This window comes from Phyllobacterium sp. NPDC097923 (genome assembly GCF_044760925.1).
Classification (GTDB): Bacteria; Pseudomonadota; Alphaproteobacteria; order Rhizobiales; family Rhizobiaceae; genus Phyllobacterium; species Phyllobacterium calauticae.
Genome location: NZ_JBIWBL010000001.1, coordinates 75,758 through 91,665, shown reverse-complemented (window position 1 = coordinate 91,665; position 15,908 = coordinate 75,758). Strand labels below are relative to the sequence as shown.

Here is a 15,908-nt window from a genome sequence, read left to right as displayed (position 1 = left end):
GAATCGCTGCGTCAGGGGGTTTTCAGAAGCTGTATGGGAGCGAAGGGAAGCACGGACCGGACGGCTTGCCGGTCAGTTGCCCATGATCAGGTCGAAGAGCGTGGTCTTGCGCGGCTTCTGGCCATTGCCGCCCACGCCGACCGGCGGCGTCGGATGGGTCGATCCGGTTTGATCGTCCAGCCCCACCGGCGGAACCGGCCCGCCCGGATTGAGCTGGGCTGACGGCACACCTTCGGCCGCCGGAACATCCGCACCGGGCAAGGCATCGTTGCCGTCGATGACGGTTTCATTGACGCGGTAATTGCCGGGAAGCTCGGCCACGGGCACGCCCTTGTGCGCGGCGACCATGAATTCCTTCCAGGCCAGCGCGGGCAGTGCGCCGCCGGTGACCTTCTTGGTCGGCTTGCCGTCATCATTGCCGAACCACACGCCCGTGGTCAGGTTCGAGGTGTAGCCGATGAACCAGGCATCGCGGAAATTCTGGCTGGTGCCGGTCTTACCCGCAGCGGGCCAGCCGAATTTGGCTTTCGTCGCCGTGCCGCTTTCGACGGTCTGGCGCAGCATGGCATTCATCATGCCGACATTGCGCTCGCTGATCACCCGCTCCTGCTTGGGATTCTTGAATTCATACAGCACCTTGCCTTCATGCGTGGTGACGCGGCGGACAAGATGGACAGGCGCCTTGTAGCCGTCATTGGCAAAGGGCACGAAGGAATCGGTGAGTTCGAGCAGCGTGACTTCCGAGGTCCCAAGCGCCAGTGAGGCATTGGCGTTGAGGTTCGAAACGATCCCCAGGCGATGCGCCGTATCGACAACGGTGCTGGGGCCGACTTCCATGACCAATTGGGCGGATACCGAATTGAGCGACCGGGCCAGCGCCTCCGCCAGCGTCACCTTGCCGAAATATTTGCCGTTGTAGTTGCCGGGCGTCCAGTTGCCGATCCGGATGGGCGCATCGTTGCGCACCGATTCCGGCGTGCGCCCCTGCTCCAATGCGGAGAGATACACGAAAGGCTTGAAGGTGGAGCCGGGCTGGCGCTTGGCTTCGCTGGCGCGGTCGAACTGGCTGTTGGCATAGTCATAGCCACCAACCAGCGCCCGCACCGCACCGGTGCCATCGATGGAGACCAGCGCGCCCTGCGAAACATTGAGCCGGTCGCCGTTCTTCTGGATCAGATCGCGGATCGAGGCTTCGCCCAGCTTCTGCAGGCCGAGATCGACGGTGGTGTCGACAACCACGTCCGCACGGACATCACCGATAAGCTCGGGCAATTCCTCCATCACCCGGTCGGCGACATAATGCTCAGAGCCGCTCCAATAGGCCGCAGCGCGGGTCGCCGGCTGCTTCATGGCAACGGTCAGCTCCTTGTCACCGATCATGCCCTGGTCGCGCATGGCCGCCAGCACCAGCTGGGAACGCTCGACGGCGGCTTTCGGATCGCGCGCCGGCGACAGGCGCGAAGGCGCCTTGAGCAGGCCGGCAATGACAGCCGCTTCCGACAGATTGACGTCGTGCGCCGATTTGTTGAAGTAGCGCCGCGAGGCCGCGGCCACGCCGTAGGAACCCGAACCGAGATAAACCCGGTTCAGATACATCTCCAGAATCTGGTCCTTGGAGTATTTGTGCTCCAGCCAGAGGGCGAGCAGGACTTCCTGGACCTTGCGCTCCAGCGTGCGGTCCGGCGTCAGAAACAGGTTCTTCGCCAGCTGCTGCGTGATGGTCGAACCGCCCTGCACCAGGCGCCCCGAGATCACATTGGTCGCCATGGCGCGGACGAAGCCGACGGGGTCGACACCAAAATGCGAATAGAAGCGGCGGTCTTCGATCGCCACCACTGCCTGCGGTAGGTAGGGCGACATCTGGTGCAGACCGATCGCCTCGCCGCCGGTGGCGCCGCGATTGGCGATGAGGTCGCCTTCGACCGAAACAATCTTGACGTTGGGCGGGCGGTCGGGGATCGTCCAGGTGGTGGTCTGCGGCATCTTGGCGGCGAAATAGATCACCGTGCCCGCGACGGCGATACCGCCCCAGATGCACAGGACAAACGACCAGTAGATGGTGCGGCGGATGAGACCCAGGAAACCGCCACCCTGCTGGCGGCTGGAGCGGCCGCGCCTGGACTTGGCGGGTTTGCGCGATGAAGTCCGGCGCTTCTGGCTTCGCACGGGTCTGTCCTCCGGGTCGGCGCGCATGTCATCGTCATCGGAACGGCGGTCCGAACTGAACCCCGGCTCGATGCGCTGCCTGCCCTTGTCACGTGGTGCCATTGACTGAAATACCCGCCCCAATCGGTGCCGCAAAATCCTTCGCGACGCGTTGCAGGGTAAATGCGGCGATTTAAGGTGCGGTTAAATTCGGCCGATGGCATCAAACTGAGCATGCGTGAAGGCGAACGGTTCGGTTCACGCTTGAGAATTCCGCGCCGGACAGTTAGCTTCCCGCTCGTTAGGAATGGAGTGGAAAATGCGATTTGTGGTCCTTGCCTGCGCTGCGATCATCCTCAGCGGTTGCGGTGGCGGTGCCATTGCCAGACTGAATCCCTCGCCCGAATCCGAAGCACAATATCGGCTCGGTGGCTGCCAGCTGCGCGGTCACGGGACGTGCAAGGAGCCTCTCGACGCGACCGGCGCGCCCGCCCCGGCGGGTGCCGCCGTCAACTGAAACCGCGTTCAGGCCGCCGCAGCGCCGCTGTCGTTTTCTGTCAAATCTTGGCGCGCGAAAAGATTATTATTCTTGCGCCCTTGAAAATTAAACGCGGCAGGCATATTTTGGTGGTGCGTAACGAGCGGTTCTCCTCCCATTTTTCGCTCGTTGCGTGTTCCCCTCTGGACGCATTTGCGTTCACAATTCGCCGGGCTTATGCCCGGCATTTTTGTATCCGGATGCAGCAACCGGGTATTTCCGGGACAATCGGCCCTTCGAAGACGTGATCCGACAGTCATTTCTGCGCGCATCACCTGAATTTTACTTCCCGTTTTGAAATATCGCGTATCAAAGAGAGTAAAACGCGGGGGAACAAAGCAACGATGAGCACGGGCGAAAAAACACGTGTCGATTGGGTCGACATCGCCAAGGGTATCTGCATCATCTTTGTCGTCATGATGCACTCGGTGCTTGGCGTCGAGGAAGACGCCGGCGCCCGCGGCTGGATGCATCCGGTAGTGTCCTTTGCCCAGCCGTTCCGCATGCCGGACTTCTTCCTGATCTCGGGCCTGTTCCTCGGACTGGTGATCGATCGGCAGTGGCTGCGCTATGCGGACCGCAAGATCATCCATTTCGCCTATTTCTACCTGCTGTGGCTGACGATCCAGTTCCTGTTCAAGGCGCCCGGCATTATCGCCGACAGCGGTCCCGGCGGCGCTGTCGGCGCCTATCTCCTTGCCCTCGTCCAGCCCTTCGGCACCCTGTGGTTCATCTATCTGCTGCCGGTGTTCTTTGTCGTCACGCGCCTCGTCAGATCCGTCAATGTCTGGATCATCCTCGCCATTGCCGCCGCGCTTGAAACCGTCCCCATCCATACGGGATGGCTGGTCCTCGACGAATTCTGCAGCCGCTATGTCTTCTTCTTTGCCGGCTATGCCTTTGCACCCGTCATTTTCGACCTGGCGCAATGGCTGCGGCAGCGGCCGCTCACCGCCCTTGCCATCCTCGGCGTTTGGGCGCTCGCCAATGGCTGGCTGGTGTTTCACCCGGCATCGCAACCCTTTGCCGCCTGGATACCGCTGGAGGCCTATACATCCGGCGGGCTCGGCGGCTGGAGCAATGTGCCCATCATCTCGCTGCTTGCCGGTTTTGCCGGGGCATTGGCCATTGTTTCGGTCTCGGCGCTACTGGCGCGACTGGGCTCGGCACCCCTTGCACAATGGCTTGTGCGTGCTTTGCGCTGGCTCGGCGCGCATTCCATTGTTGTCTACCTGGCCTTCTTCCTGCCCATGGCGGTGGCGCGAACCGTCCTGCTCAAATCCGGCGTCATCACGGATATCGGCACGATTTCGCTCCTGACCGTCGTCTGCGGCGTCCTGGGGCCGGTGATCCTTTATGGGCTGGTGCAATGGACCGGCTATGGCCGGTTCCTGTTCAAACGGCCGCAATGGGCGCATATCGACCGCGCGGCCACACCGCAAGGCAGGGGCGCGCTTGCTTCTGCAGAATAGCAGGAGCCGTTTTCCGTTTAACTATGGGCGAAAATATCCTGTTCGTCCCAGCCCATCAGATCGAGCTTGGACCGCGTCGGCAGGAACTGGAAGCAGGCAGCCGCCTCTTCCGCCCGTCCGTCACGCTTCAGGCGCTCGATCAGGATGGCGCTCAGCCGGTGCAGGTAGAGAACATCGGATGCCGCATATTCCAGCTGCGCCTGCGACAGTTCCGGCGCCGCCCAATCCGACGACTGCTGCTGCTTGGACAGGTTGATATCCAGCAATTCGCTGCAAATCTCCTTCAGGCCATGCCGGTCCGTGTAGGTGCGGGTCAGGCGCGAGGCGATCTTGGTGCAGAAGACCGGCTGCGGCATCACACCGAAGGCGTGATAGAGCACGGCAAGATCAAACCGGCCGAAATGGAAAATCTTGGTGATGGCGGCATCACCAAGAAGTTTCACCAGATTGGGGGCAGATGTCTGCCCCTTGTCGATCTGGATGACATCAGCCGAGCCGTCACCGGGTGAAATCTGCACAACACACAGCCGGTCGCGATGGGGGTTCAGCCCCAGCGTCTCCGTATCAATGGCAACGGCATTGACCTGATAGTTTGCAAGGTCGGGCAGATCATTGCGGTGAAAGCGGATGGTCATCAAATCTCTCCGGTTTATTTCGTCAGCACGTCAAGAATGCGTGCCCAGGAACGCTGGCCCTTGTGGAAGGAATTCAGCTCGTATTTTTCGTTGGGGGAATGGATGCGGTCGTCCTCAAGCCCGAAGCCGACGAGCAGCGATTCCATGCCCAGCATGTTCTGGAAGTCACCGACAATCGGGATCGATCCGCCCATGGCGATCAGCACGGCGGGCTTCGGCCATTCATCGCTCAGGGCCGTCTTGGCCTTGGCCAGCAGCGGCGAGTCATAGGACAGCTGGATCGCAGGCGAGCCGCCATGCTCATGGAACTCCACCGAGCAGTCGGCAGGGACGCGCGCGCGCACAAAGGCGCGGAAGGCTTCGCGGATCTTGGCGGGGTTCTGCTTGTGCACGAGGCGGAACGACACTTTGGCCGATGCCTGCGCGGCGATGACGGTCTTGAAGCCCTGGCCGGTATAGCCGCCGATCACGCCGTTGATCTCGGCGGTCGGGCGCGCCCAGACCAGTTCCAGGATGGAACGGCCTTTTTCACCCGAGGGAATGGAAAGTCCGATGGGGCCGAGGAAGTTTTCCGGCGTGCAGCCGAGTCCGTTCCAGGTCTGCAGGATCTGCGTTGGGGTTTCCTCGACACCGTCGTAGAAGCCGGGAATGGTCACGGCACCGGTTTCGTCGTGCAGGTCGGCGAGAATCTTCGTGAGAATGTGAATCGGGTTTGCCGCCGCACCGCCGAAGGAACCGGAGTGCAGGTCGCGATCGGCGGCCTTGATGACGATTTCCTCACCGACCAGCCCGCGCAGGCCGACGGAAATCGCCGGGGTCTGCCTGTCCCACATGCCGGTGTCGCACACGAGGGCGAAGTCGGCCTTGAGCTCGTCCTTGCAGGCATTGAGGAAAGGCTTCAGCGACGGCGATCCCGACTCTTCTTCTCCCTCAAACAGGATGGAAATCTTGACCGGCAGCTTGCCATGCACTTGCTTGTAGGCGCGGCAGGCTTCGACGAAGGTCATCAGCTGGCCCTTGTCATCGGCCGTGCCGCGGCCGGTCAGAATCTTGCGGCCATCGCCCATATCCTTGATGGCAGGGGCAAAGGGATCGTTTTCCCACAGTTCGAGCGGATCTACCGGCTGCACGTCATAGTGACCGTAGAAAAGGACATGAGGTGAATCGGCGCTTGGCCCTTCATGATGCGCCACAACCATCGGATGCCCCGGCGTGTCGCGCACGCTGGCGTCGAAACCGATGGTCTTCAGATCGGCGACCAGCCACTCGGCAGCCTTGCGGCATTCGGCCTTGAATGCCGGATCGGTCGAGATGGACTTGATCTTCAACAGTTCGAACAGCCGCTCCAGACTTTTATCCAGATTGGCATCAAGGGCGTTCAAGACAGGTTCAAGCGCTGACATGGTAATTCCTGAATTTGTTGGACCGGGATTCGTGAAGGGAGTTCTTCTTAGCCCATTTTCGGGAAAGCGGCAGAAAAAAGTGGAGCCGGAAAAGAAATGGCCGCCGTGGCGGGGGGACCACAGGCGACCAGATCACTACACTCAGATGCGGCGACCCGGAGAGGGGGGATGAGGTCACCGCAAGTCCGGGGCAGGCGGGGGACGAGCCTTAAATCCCGGACATCGATCTATCGTCGACAGCTAGGATTTGGGCCTCAAACCATGGCAATTCAAGGGCACGGAACATTACATCTTTGTAACAAACGCGTGATGCATAAGTGATATGTTCAAGGCCCGTCTGATCCGGCATAAAGCTGTCGTGAGCGGAGGCGAATTCCATGACGAAAGCAACGACAGAATTGCCGGTCCTGTTCTTTCCGGCAGGCGCAGACTGGGAGGCGTGGCTGGCAGCCAATCATGCGGCATCGCCGGGCGCATGGCTCAAATTTTCCAAGAAGACCGCGCGGATCAAAAGCCTGTCCAAACAGGATGCGATCGATGGCGCACTCTGCCACGGCTGGATCGACGGCCAGATTGATGCATTCGATGAAGACCACTGGCTCATCCGCTTCACGCCGCGCAAGGCTGCGAGCCGCTGGTCCGACATCAATCGCAAGCGCGCCCTCGCGCTGATCGAACAGGGTCGCATCACCCCCTCCGGTCTTGCGGAAATCGAACGCGCCAAGGCCGATGGACGCTGGGACAAGGCGTATCTTTCGCAAGGCAACGCCACGATACCCGACGACCTGCAGGCAGCCCTCGACGCGAATGCCGAGGCGAAGCAGATGTTCGGGACATTGAGCAGCGCGAACCGCTACGCCATCATCTACCGTGTCAACGATGCCAAGAAACCCGAGACACGCCTGCAGCGCATCGAAAAATTCGTTGCCATGCTGGAGCGCGGCGAAACCATCCATCCGCAGAAGGCCAAACCCTCCCGATAAGCTGCGGCGGCCCCGCGGATTTTGTCAGGAGGAGTCGGCTATCCCGCGATCTTTCGGTGCATGGGAAAGACAGATCATTTCCTTTTGCGGGATGATCATTTAATCGTAGGCACCATGAAAAAAGGTGATCATCTCTTTCTCGTCGACGGCTCCGGCTATATCTTCCGGGCCTATCATGCGCTGCCGCCCCTCACCCGCAAATCGGATGGCCTGCCGGTGGGCGCCGTGTCGGGTTTCTGCAACATGCTGTGGAAGCTGCTGCGAGAAGCCAGGGACACCTCGGTCGGGGTGACGCCGACGCATTTCGCCGTCATTTTCGACTATTCGTCGAACACCTTCCGCAAGGAAATCTATCCGGAATACAAGGCAAACCGTTCGGCCCCGCCGGAGGACCTCATTCCGCAGTTCGGCCTGATCCGCCAGGCCACCAAGGCCTTCAACCTTCCCTGTATCGAAAAGGAAGGCTACGAGGCGGACGATCTGATCGCCACCTATGCGCGGATGGCGGAAGCCGCCGGCGCGGAAGTCACCATCATCTCCTCCGACAAGGACCTGATGCAGCTCGTCACCCCGCTGGTGTCAATGTATGACAGCATGAAGGACAAGCAGATCGGCATTCCCGACGTCGTCGAGAAATGGGGCGTGCCGCCGGAAAAGATGATCGATCTGCAGGCATTGACCGGCGATTCCACCGACAATGTTCCCGGCATTCCCGGCATCGGGCCGAAGACCGCTGCGCAGCTTCTGGAAGAGTTCGGCGATCTCGATACGCTGCTGTCCCGCGCCGGTGAAATCAAGCAGCAGAAACGCCGCGAAAACATCATTGCGTTCAGCGAACAGGCGCTTATCTCACGCCAGCTTGTGACATTGAAGACCGATACACCCATCGATGTCGGGCTTGATGAATTCGGACTTGAGCCACAGGATGGACCGAAGCTGGTCGCCTTCCTCAAGGCCATGGAGTTCACCTCCCTCACCCGGCGTGCCGCCGAAGCGACGGGCATCGATGCCGCCGCCGTCGAACCATCTGAGGTCGCGGTGGACACTGTCGCCGAGGCGCACGGACCGGACGTTGAAATCCCTGACGGAACTGCTCCCGCTTCAACGACCGAGAAGCCACAGGACAAATCGGAGACCGGCGTCATGCTGCCCGCCGACCTGATCAAGGCGCGCGGTGACGAAGCGCTGGCTTCGAAGATCGACACAACAGCCTATACCTGCATCCGCGATCTTGCCACGCTGCAACTCTGGATAGACGAGGCAACGGAAGCCGGACTGGTGGCGTTCGACACGGAAACCACCTCGCTCGATCCGATGCAGACCGAGCTGGTCGGCTTCTCCCTCGCCATCCGGCCGGGGCACGCCGCCTATGTCCCGCTCAACCACAAGTCGGGCAATGGCGATCTCCTCGGCGGCGGCACCGTCGAAGGACAGATTCCGCTCGACGATGCCTTGCGCGTATTGAAGCCGCTGCTCGAGGACCGTTCGGTGCTCAAGATCGCGCACAACATGAAGTATGACTGGCTGGTCATGCACCGCTACGGCATCGATCCGCATCCCTTCGACGATACGATGCTGATCTCCTACGTGCTCGATGCGGGCGAAGGCACCCATGGCATGGACGCACTGTCCGAGCGCTGGCTGGGCCACACGCCCATCGCCTACAAGGATGTGGCCGGCAGCGGTAAGTCATCGGTTACATTCGACATGGTCGATATCGACCGCGCCACCGCCTATGCCGCCGAAGATGCGGATGTCACCCTGCGCCTGTGGCGCCTGCTGAAGCCGCGTCTGGTCGAGGATGGGCTTGTCTCGGTCTATGAACGGCTGGAGCGCCCGCTCGTTGCCGTGCTGGCGCGGATGGAAGAGCGCGGCATTTCCGTCGACCGGCAAATCCTGTCGCGGCTTTCCGGCGATCTGGCGCAGGCGGCAGCCGCCATCGAGCACGAGATTTACCAGCTTGCCGGGGAAAAGCTCAACATCGGCTCACCCAAACAGCTGGGCGACATCCTGTTCGGCAAGATGAGCCTTCCCGGCGGTTCGAAGACCAAGACCGGGCAGTGGTCGACGTCGGCACAGGTGCTGGAAGACCTTGCGGCGGAAGGGCATGAACTGCCGCGCAAGATCGTCGACTGGCGCCAGCTGACCAAGCTCAAATCCACCTATACGGACGCCCTGCCCGGCTATATCCATCCCGATACCAAGCGGGTGCATACGTCCTATGCCATGGCCGCGACCTCGACGGGGCGGCTGTCCTCGTCGGAGCCGAACCTGCAGAACATACCGGTGCGCACAGCTGAGGGCCGCAAGATCCGCACGGCCTTCATCGCCGCGCCGGGCAACAAGCTGATTTCCGCCGACTACAGCCAGATCGAGCTGCGGGTCCTGGCGCATGTCGCCGAGATTCCCCAGCTCACCCAGGCCTTCGCCGATGGCATCGACATTCATGCGATGACCGCATCGGAAATGTTCGGCGTTCCCGTCAAGGACATGCCCTCCGAAGTGCGCCGCCGCGCCAAGGCGATCAACTTCGGCATCATCTATGGCATTTCCGCGTTTGGCCTTGCCAACCAGCTGTCGATTCCGCGCGAAGAAGCCGGGCAATATATCCGCACCTATTTCGAGCGCTTCCCCGGCATCAAGGACTATATGGAGGCGACCAAGGCCTTTGCCCGGCAGAACGGTTATGTCGAAACCATCTTCGGGCGCCGGGCGCATTATCCGGAAATCCGCTCCTCCAATCCGCAGGTTCGCGCCTTCAACGAGCGTGCCTCGATCAATGCGCCGATCCAGGGTTCGGCCGCCGACATCATCCGCCGCGCCATGGTGCGCATGGAACCGGCGCTCAACGAGGCAAAGCTTTCGGCCCGCATGCTGTTGCAGGTGCACGACGAACTGATCTTTGAAACCGCCGAAAGCGAAGTCGACGCGACCATTCCGATCATTCGCGACATCATGGTCAATGCCGCCATGCCAGCGATTTCCCTGTCCGTACCGCTGCAGGTGGACGCGCGCGCCGCACACAATTGGGACGAAGCGCACTAGAACCGGAAGCTGGGGCCTATTGCATGGAATCCAGCACTTTACGCTGGGCATGCATTTCGAGGAAAATGCGGTAATCCCGGTCAAAGCGCTGGCGCGCCTTCGGTTCGGGCTGGCGCGGGCGCCCGCCCTGTTTCATCGCCATGCAGGCGGCGGGCAGATCCGGGTAAAGCCCGGCCGCCGTTGCCGCGACCATCGCCGTGCCGAGAAGCACGGCATCTTCGGCAGCCGACGTCATGACGGTACAGCCCGTCGCATCGGCATAGAGTTCCATCAGCAGCGGGTTCTTGGTGTGCCCGCCCGTGACATGCATGGTGTCGATGGCGTAGCCGCGCTCGTTCAGCGCATCGAGGACATGCCGCACGCCAAGGGCAATGCCGACGGAGGTGCGCCAGTAGAGGCGGCACAGGCTGTCAAAGGAGGCGTCCAGCGTCAGGCCGCTGATGACGCCCACCGCATGCGGGTCAGCCAGCGGCGAGCGGTTGCCATGAAAGTCCGGCAGGACATGCAGGCGGCCGGCCAGATCGAGCCCCTCCTTTTCCCGCAGTTCCATGACGCGGTCGGTGATCTTCTTGTGCAGGGCGGCGTTGGGTTCGCCCGCAGCCCCGTGCCAGCGGATGATGTGATCGAGAAGCGCGCCGGAAACCGACTGTCCGCCCTCGCTCAGCCAGCAATCCGGCAAAGCCGCGCCGTAATAGGGTCCCCAGACGCCGTTGAACGAAATCGGCTCCTGCGACAGCGCCATCAGGCAGCTGGAGGTTCCGGCAATCAAAGCCAGATGCCGGTCGATCTGCGAGAGATCGCCGGCGAAGCCGCCAAGCACACCGAGTGCCCCGGCATAGGCATCGATCAGCCCCGCGCCCACATGGCAGCGCGTGGTAAGGCCCAGCGCCTTGGCAGCCTCCGGCGTCAATGGCCCGACATCGGTCCCCACCGGGCTTGCCCGCTCCGGCAGGCTGCCGCGCTCGACCATGTCGCCGATGCCGACCTCTTCGAGATAATCGCTCTGCCAGCCCGGTTCCTTATGGGCCAGATAGGTCCATTTGCAGGTGATCGTGCATTGCGACCGTGCCAGCGATCCCGACGCCTTCCAGCTGAGGAAATCGGCAAGGTCGAAAAAATAGCCGGCTTTGTCCCAGGAGTTGGGCAGATGCCGCTTGAGCCACATCAGCTTTGGCGTCTGCATTTCCGGCGACATGACCCCGCCGAGATATTTGAGGACGTCGTGGCCCGTTGCCGTGCATTCATCCGATTCGTCGAGCGCCCGGTGATCCAGCCAGACGATCGTGTCCCAGCGGTTGTCACCGCCTGTCGAGACAGTCAGCGGCTTGCCATCCCTGTCGCGCACAACCAGCGAGCAGGTGGCGTCGAAACTGATGCCGGTGATATCGGACGGATCGACCTTGGACGCCGCCACCGCGCCCTGCACCGCGATGCAGACCGACTTCCAGATGTCTTCCGAATCATGTTCGGCATGGTCAGGCAGCGGGCGGTTCATCAGGATCGGGTGTTCCACCCGCCCCAACAGATTGCCCTTGATATCAAGAATACCCGCCCGGGCGCTTCCCGTTCCCACATCCACAGCACATACAAAATCTGGCATTCGAACCTTCCGGCTTGTCGTGAACCGGAACGCTCTAATGAACGTTTGTTCGGGCCTGTAGTGATGACAACAGGCCGGGCAATTCCAGCATGTCGCCGAATATAAGGTCTGGCTCGAGAGACGCAAGCGCTGCTTCCAGCCGGCCGCCGCGCGCATGGGTGCCGCCGGTGAAGGCGAAGACGCGCATGCCCGCCCGTTTGGCGGCTTCAATGCCCGCAGGACTGTCTTCGATGACCACGCAGTCTTCTGGCGGCGTGTTCATGACCTGCGCCGCATGCAGGAACAGGTCCGGCGCCGGCTTGCCGTGCTTGACCATGGTGGCGCTGAAAATATTCGGCTCCAGCAGATCGAGCAGGCCTGTCAGCTTGAGCGACAGGCGAATCCGGTCGGGCTGGCTCGACGAGGCAACACAACGTGGCAGATCGAGCGCATTGAGCGTCTCGGCTATGCCGGGGATCGGTTTCAGATCGGCACGGAACCGTGCGTAGAGATTGGCGCGCATATCCTCCAGGTCGGCGGCGCTGGCGGCAAAGCCGTAATCCTCATGCAGGATTTTGCTGATCGTCGCCATGCTGCGCCCGAGAAACATCTCGTAGGCCTCTTCCTCGGACAGCGTCGTGCCGCTCCGGGAAATCATCTCGAGCAGGACAGCAATGGAGATCGGCTCGCTGTCGACGAGGACACCATCGCAATCGAAAATGACAAGAGCGGGCTTGGTCATGGCGTCAGAGCTTGTCTGCGAGATAAAGCGTCAGGGTCTCGCGCGTACCCTTGTCCCAAAGGGTTTTCAAGATTCGCGAGAAGGATTGGGCGAAGATGGGCGACGTACCGACATCGCCGAAAATATCGCTCATCGCCAGAAATGCCCTGGGATCGCTCCTGGCCTTCACCGCTTCCACCTTCAACCGCTCGGCGTTGGCGTCAAGATAATTCGTCGGCTTACCGCTATCGGTCGTTCCCTCGCAGAACCGGCACCAGAGCGCGGAAACCAGCGACAGACCGGTGATGCTTTTGCCCGCCTTCAAGCGGTCCGCCGTGGTCGGCAGGATGAATTTGGGCTGGCGGTTGGACCCGTCCTGGCACAGGCGCTGGATCGTATCGCCGATCTTCGGGTTGGAGAAACGCCGATCGATCAGGTCATAATATTCCTCGAAGGTGATGCCGGGCACCGGCGGGAGAACGGGAATGATCTCTTCCCGTTCGAGCTTGCCGAGGAAGCCACGGATCAGCGGTTCCTCCATGGCTTCGTGCACGAAGTGAATGTCCATGAGCGCTGCGGGATAGGCAATGGTCGCGTGGCCGCCATTGAGGATGCGGATTTTCATCAGCTCATACGGCGCAACATCCCTCACGAAGGTGACGCCGACCTTTTCCAGTGCCGGGCGGCCGGTCGGGAAATGATCCTCAAGCACCCACTGCTTGAACGGTTCGCAGAACACCGGCCAATTGTCCTCGACGCCGAAATCGCTGGCAAGCATGCCGCGCTCGCGGTCGGAGGTTGCCGGGGTGATGCGGTCGACCATGCTGTTGGGGAAGGCGACATTGTCCTTCACCCATTTGGCCAGATCCGCATCGACAAGCGCCGCAAGACCGCTGACAGCATCGCTGGTGACATGCCCGTTGCCGGGAATGTTGTCGCAGGACATCACCGTGAAAGGCGCCGTGCCCTCGGCGCGGCGGCGCATCAGCCCGGCGAGGATGAGACCGAACACCGTCCTGGGATCGCCGATATTGGCGGCGTCGGCCACGATCGCCGGATGCTGCGGGTTGAACACGCCGGAGGCCGGATCGATGAAATAACCGCCTTCGGTGATGGTCAGCGACACGATGCGGATTTTCGGATCGGCAAGCCGCGCGATGGTATTTTCGGTCTCACCCGGTTTCAGGTAGTCGATCATCGATGCGGTCACGCGCGCGGTGCGATGACCGCTGTCCTGTTCGACCACCGTGGTCAGCCAGTCCTGTTCCCGCAGTTTCTGCCGCATGGTTTCGTCCGATGCCAGAACCCCGGCGCCGACAATCGCCCAGTCATGATCGCTGCCGGCGTTGAAAAGATCGTCGAGATAGACGGCCTGATGGGCGCGATGGAAATTGCCGATACCGAAATGGATGATGCCGGCCTTCAGATCGGCCTGCCTGTAGCCGGGAACAGCGACGTTGGCTGGAAGCTGCGACAGCGCGCTTTTGGAAAGTTTAACAGTCATCGGGCCTAACCCCTTTTTTCAAATGAAGCTGCGTCTGCGCCCGTTTTCAGGGCGCAGCAGGAGCCGGGCTTTCGCTCAGCTCATCCAGTTGCCGCCATCGACATTGTATGTCTGCGCCACCACATAATCGCTGTCGCTGCTGGCGAGGAAAACCGCCATGCCGGTCAGGTCTTCCGCTGTGCCCATGCGGCCATAGGGGACCGCCTCGCCGACCAGACGCTTCTTCTCGCCGAGCGGCCGGTTTTCATATTTGGCAAAGAGCGCGTCGACCCCGGCCCAGTGCTCGCCATCGACAACACCTGGTGCAATCGCATTGACGTTGATCCTGTGCTTGATCAGATCCTGTCCGGTGGACTGGGTCAGGCTGATGACGGCGGCCTTGGTGGCGCAGTAGATGGCGACCAGCGCTTCACCCCGGCGACCGGCCTGGCTGGCCATATTGATGATCTTGCCGCCCTTGCCGCGTGCGATCATGGTTTTGGCCACGGCCTGCAACGTGAACAGCGTGCCGGAAAAATTCACGGCGAACAGTTTTTCATAGCTGGCGCGGGTAATCTCGACAGTCGGCGACATATCGAACAGCGCCGCATTGTTGACGAGGATATCGATGCCACCGAACAGGTCGACGGTCTCCTTGACGGCGGCATCGATGGAACCCTGGTCCGTCACATCCAGCTTGACCGCATGCGCGCCCTTGCCAAGTTCCGTCGCGGTCTGCTGCGCGCGCGCCAGATCGATATCGGCAATCACCACATGGGCGGCGCCTTCCCTGAGATAGGCCTCCGCAAAGGCCCGGCCGATGCCGCGTGCCGATCCTGTAATGAATGCCGTCTTGCCTGCCAGTCTGCTCATGTCAAATCACCTGTCCGTCCGCGCCAAATCGATGCAGCCGAGCCGGATCCGGCGTGAGGAAAATCGGCTGGCCATGTCTCGTGTCAAAGTCCCCGTCGGTGCGCACGGTCACCTGACCGATGCCGTCGATCTGGGTATGGATAAAGGTGTCGGAACCGAGATGTTCGGTCACGCCAACCTTGCCCGTCCAGGCACCTTCCGTTGCGGAAATGCGGATATGTTCCGGGCGGACGCCAAGGGTCGTCGCATTGTGCTTGGCGGCTTCCGCACCTTCGATGAGGTTCATGCGCGGCGAGCCGATGAACCCGGCGACAAACACGTTCTTCGGGCTGCGGTAAAGTTCCATGGGCGACCCCACCTGCTCGATGCGCCCGGCATTCAGCACCACGATCTTGTCAGCCATGGTCATGGCCTCCACCTGATCGTGGGTGACGTAGATCATCGTCGTCTTCAGCTGATGGTGCAGGTCGCTGATCTCCAGCCGCATGTTGCCGCGCAGCGCTGCATCCAGGTTGGACAGCGGCTCGTCGAAGAGGAACGCCTTCGGCTGGCGCACGATCGCCCGGCCAATGGCAACGCGCTGGCGCTGGCCGCCGGAAAGCTGGCCTGGACGGCGTTCGAGATAGTTGGTGAGGTTGAGGATATGCGCGGCGTCCTTGACCTTCTTGTCGATCACGGATTTTTCCTGCCCGTCCATTTTCAGGGGAAAGGCGATGTTGCCGTAGACGGTCATATGCGGGTAGAGCGCATAGGACTGGAAGACCATGGACAGGCCGCGCTTGGCCGGCGCCTCGCTCGACATGTCCTTGCCGTCGATGATGATGCGCCCGCCGCTCAGGTCCTCGAGACCAGCGATCATGCGAAGCAGCGTGGACTTGCCGCAGCCGGACGGGCCGACAAAGACAACGAATTCGCCATCGTTGATTTCAAGATCGATGTGCGGAATGACCGAGGTGGTTCCAAATGACTTGGATACTTTTTCGAGTGTAATGCTTCCCATAATATTCTTCCCATCTCTTTTGGCTGCGCCA

General features: G+C 61.3%; 12 protein-coding genes. 4 read left to right on the top strand and 8 right to left on the bottom strand.

Annotation, left to right across the window (positions count from 1 at the left end):
- Positions 1 to 72 precede the first annotated feature (72 nt).
- Positions 73 to 2,268: a transglycosylase domain-containing protein gene (locus tag ACIQWS_RS00480; protein WP_403169189.1), complete on the bottom strand. Its 2,196-nt coding sequence runs from the start codon at positions 2,266 to 2,268 to the stop codon at positions 73 to 75.
- 196 nt (positions 2,269 to 2,464) lie between these two features.
- Here ACIQWS_RS00480 and ACIQWS_RS00475 point away from each other — a divergent pair, with 196 nt between their 5' ends.
- Positions 2,465 to 2,662: a hypothetical protein gene (locus tag ACIQWS_RS00475; RefSeq protein ID WP_403169186.1), complete on the top strand. Its 198-nt coding sequence runs from the start codon at positions 2,465 to 2,467 to the stop codon at positions 2,660 to 2,662.
- 365 nt (positions 2,663 to 3,027) lie between these two features.
- A complete protein-coding gene (locus tag ACIQWS_RS00470; protein ID WP_403169184.1) occupies positions 3,028 to 4,155 on the top strand; it encodes an acyltransferase family protein in 1,128 nt (375 codons plus the stop codon).
- Positions 4,156 to 4,172: 17 nt separating this feature from the next.
- On the opposite strand, the gene ACIQWS_RS00465 is transcribed toward ACIQWS_RS00470, so the two are convergent.
- Both ACIQWS_RS00465 and ACIQWS_RS00460 read right to left on the bottom strand, forming a co-directional pair.
- Positions 4,173 to 4,790, bottom strand: a complete 618-nt coding sequence (locus ACIQWS_RS00465; RefSeq protein WP_223612280.1) for a ribonuclease D — start codon at positions 4,788 to 4,790, stop codon at positions 4,173 to 4,175.
- 14 nt (positions 4,791 to 4,804) lie between these two features.
- Positions 4,805 to 6,193, bottom strand: a complete 1,389-nt coding sequence (locus ACIQWS_RS00460; protein WP_403169182.1) for a M20/M25/M40 family metallo-hydrolase — start codon at positions 6,191 to 6,193, stop codon at positions 4,805 to 4,807.
- A 377-nt stretch (positions 6,194 to 6,570) separates the two neighbouring features.
- Between ACIQWS_RS00460 and ACIQWS_RS00455 the strand changes: the two genes are divergently transcribed.
- Positions 6,571 to 7,176 (top strand): YdeI family protein, encoded by a 606-nt coding sequence (locus ACIQWS_RS00455; RefSeq protein WP_403169180.1) that lies wholly within the window; start codon positions 6,571 to 6,573, stop codon positions 7,174 to 7,176.
- Between the two features lie 60 nt (positions 7,177 to 7,236).
- The gene (gene polA / locus ACIQWS_RS00450) at positions 7,237 to 10,221 is read left to right on the top strand and encodes a DNA polymerase I (protein WP_403169177.1); all 2,985 of its coding nucleotides are present in this window, start codon (positions 7,237 to 7,239) and stop codon (positions 10,219 to 10,221) included.
- A 16-nt stretch (positions 10,222 to 10,237) separates the two neighbouring features.
- Here polA and ACIQWS_RS00445 read toward each other — a convergent pair whose 3' ends face one another.
- The 5 genes from ACIQWS_RS00445 to ACIQWS_RS00425 form a co-directional block, all read right to left on the bottom strand.
- Complete coding sequence (locus tag ACIQWS_RS00445) at positions 10,238 to 11,821, bottom strand: FGGY-family carbohydrate kinase (protein WP_403169174.1); 1,584 nt, start codon at positions 11,819 to 11,821, stop codon at positions 10,238 to 10,240.
- Between the two features lie 34 nt (positions 11,822 to 11,855).
- Positions 11,856 to 12,542 carry an HAD family hydrolase gene (locus ACIQWS_RS00440; RefSeq protein ID WP_346305962.1) on the bottom strand — a complete coding sequence of 229 codons (687 nt, stop codon included), beginning with the start codon at positions 12,540 to 12,542 and terminating at the stop codon, positions 11,856 to 11,858.
- 4 nt (positions 12,543 to 12,546) lie between these two features.
- The gene (locus tag ACIQWS_RS00435; protein ID WP_403169170.1) at positions 12,547 to 14,025 is read right to left on the bottom strand and encodes a mannitol dehydrogenase family protein; all 1,479 of its coding nucleotides are present in this window, start codon (positions 14,023 to 14,025) and stop codon (positions 12,547 to 12,549) included.
- A 75-nt stretch (positions 14,026 to 14,100) separates the two neighbouring features.
- Complete coding sequence (locus ACIQWS_RS00430) at positions 14,101 to 14,877, bottom strand: L-iditol 2-dehydrogenase (RefSeq protein ID WP_403169168.1); 777 nt, start codon at positions 14,875 to 14,877, stop codon at positions 14,101 to 14,103.
- A 1-nt stretch (position 14,878) separates the two neighbouring features.
- Positions 14,879 to 15,877 (bottom strand): ABC transporter ATP-binding protein, encoded by a 999-nt coding sequence (locus ACIQWS_RS00425; RefSeq protein WP_403169165.1) that lies wholly within the window; start codon positions 15,875 to 15,877, stop codon positions 14,879 to 14,881.
- Positions 15,878 to 15,908 lie beyond the last annotated feature (31 nt).

What these genes read in the sequence shown, in the direction of transcription:
- ACIQWS_RS00480 (WP_403169189.1), bottom strand. Translation starts at nt 2,268, where the DNA reads ATGGCACCACGTGACAAGGGCAGGCAGCGCATCGAGCCGGGGTTCAGT.
- ACIQWS_RS00475 (WP_403169186.1), top strand. Translation starts at nt 2,465, where the DNA reads ATGCGATTTGTGGTCCTTGCCTGCGCTGCGATCATCCTCAGCGGTTGC.
- ACIQWS_RS00470 (WP_403169184.1), top strand. Translation starts at nt 3,028, where the DNA reads ATGAGCACGGGCGAAAAAACACGTGTCGATTGGGTCGACATCGCCAAG.
- ACIQWS_RS00465 (WP_223612280.1), bottom strand. Translation starts at nt 4,790, where the DNA reads ATGACCATCCGCTTTCACCGCAATGATCTGCCCGACCTTGCAAACTAT.
- ACIQWS_RS00460 (WP_403169182.1), bottom strand. Translation starts at nt 6,193, where the DNA reads ATGTCAGCGCTTGAACCTGTCTTGAACGCCCTTGATGCCAATCTGGAT.
- ACIQWS_RS00455 (WP_403169180.1), top strand. Translation starts at nt 6,571, where the DNA reads ATGACGAAAGCAACGACAGAATTGCCGGTCCTGTTCTTTCCGGCAGGC.
- polA (WP_403169177.1), top strand. Translation starts at nt 7,237, where the DNA reads ATGGGAAAGACAGATCATTTCCTTTTGCGGGATGATCATTTAATCGTA.
- ACIQWS_RS00445 (WP_403169174.1), bottom strand. Translation starts at nt 11,821, where the DNA reads ATGCCAGATTTTGTATGTGCTGTGGATGTGGGAACGGGAAGCGCCCGG.
- ACIQWS_RS00440 (WP_346305962.1), bottom strand. Translation starts at nt 12,542, where the DNA reads ATGACCAAGCCCGCTCTTGTCATTTTCGATTGCGATGGTGTCCTCGTC.
- ACIQWS_RS00435 (WP_403169170.1), bottom strand. Translation starts at nt 14,025, where the DNA reads ATGACTGTTAAACTTTCCAAAAGCGCGCTGTCGCAGCTTCCAGCCAAC.
- ACIQWS_RS00430 (WP_403169168.1), bottom strand. Translation starts at nt 14,877, where the DNA reads ATGAGCAGACTGGCAGGCAAGACGGCATTCATTACAGGATCGGCACGC.
- ACIQWS_RS00425 (WP_403169165.1), bottom strand. Translation starts at nt 15,877, where the DNA reads ATGGGAAGCATTACACTCGAAAAAGTATCCAAGTCATTTGGAACCACC.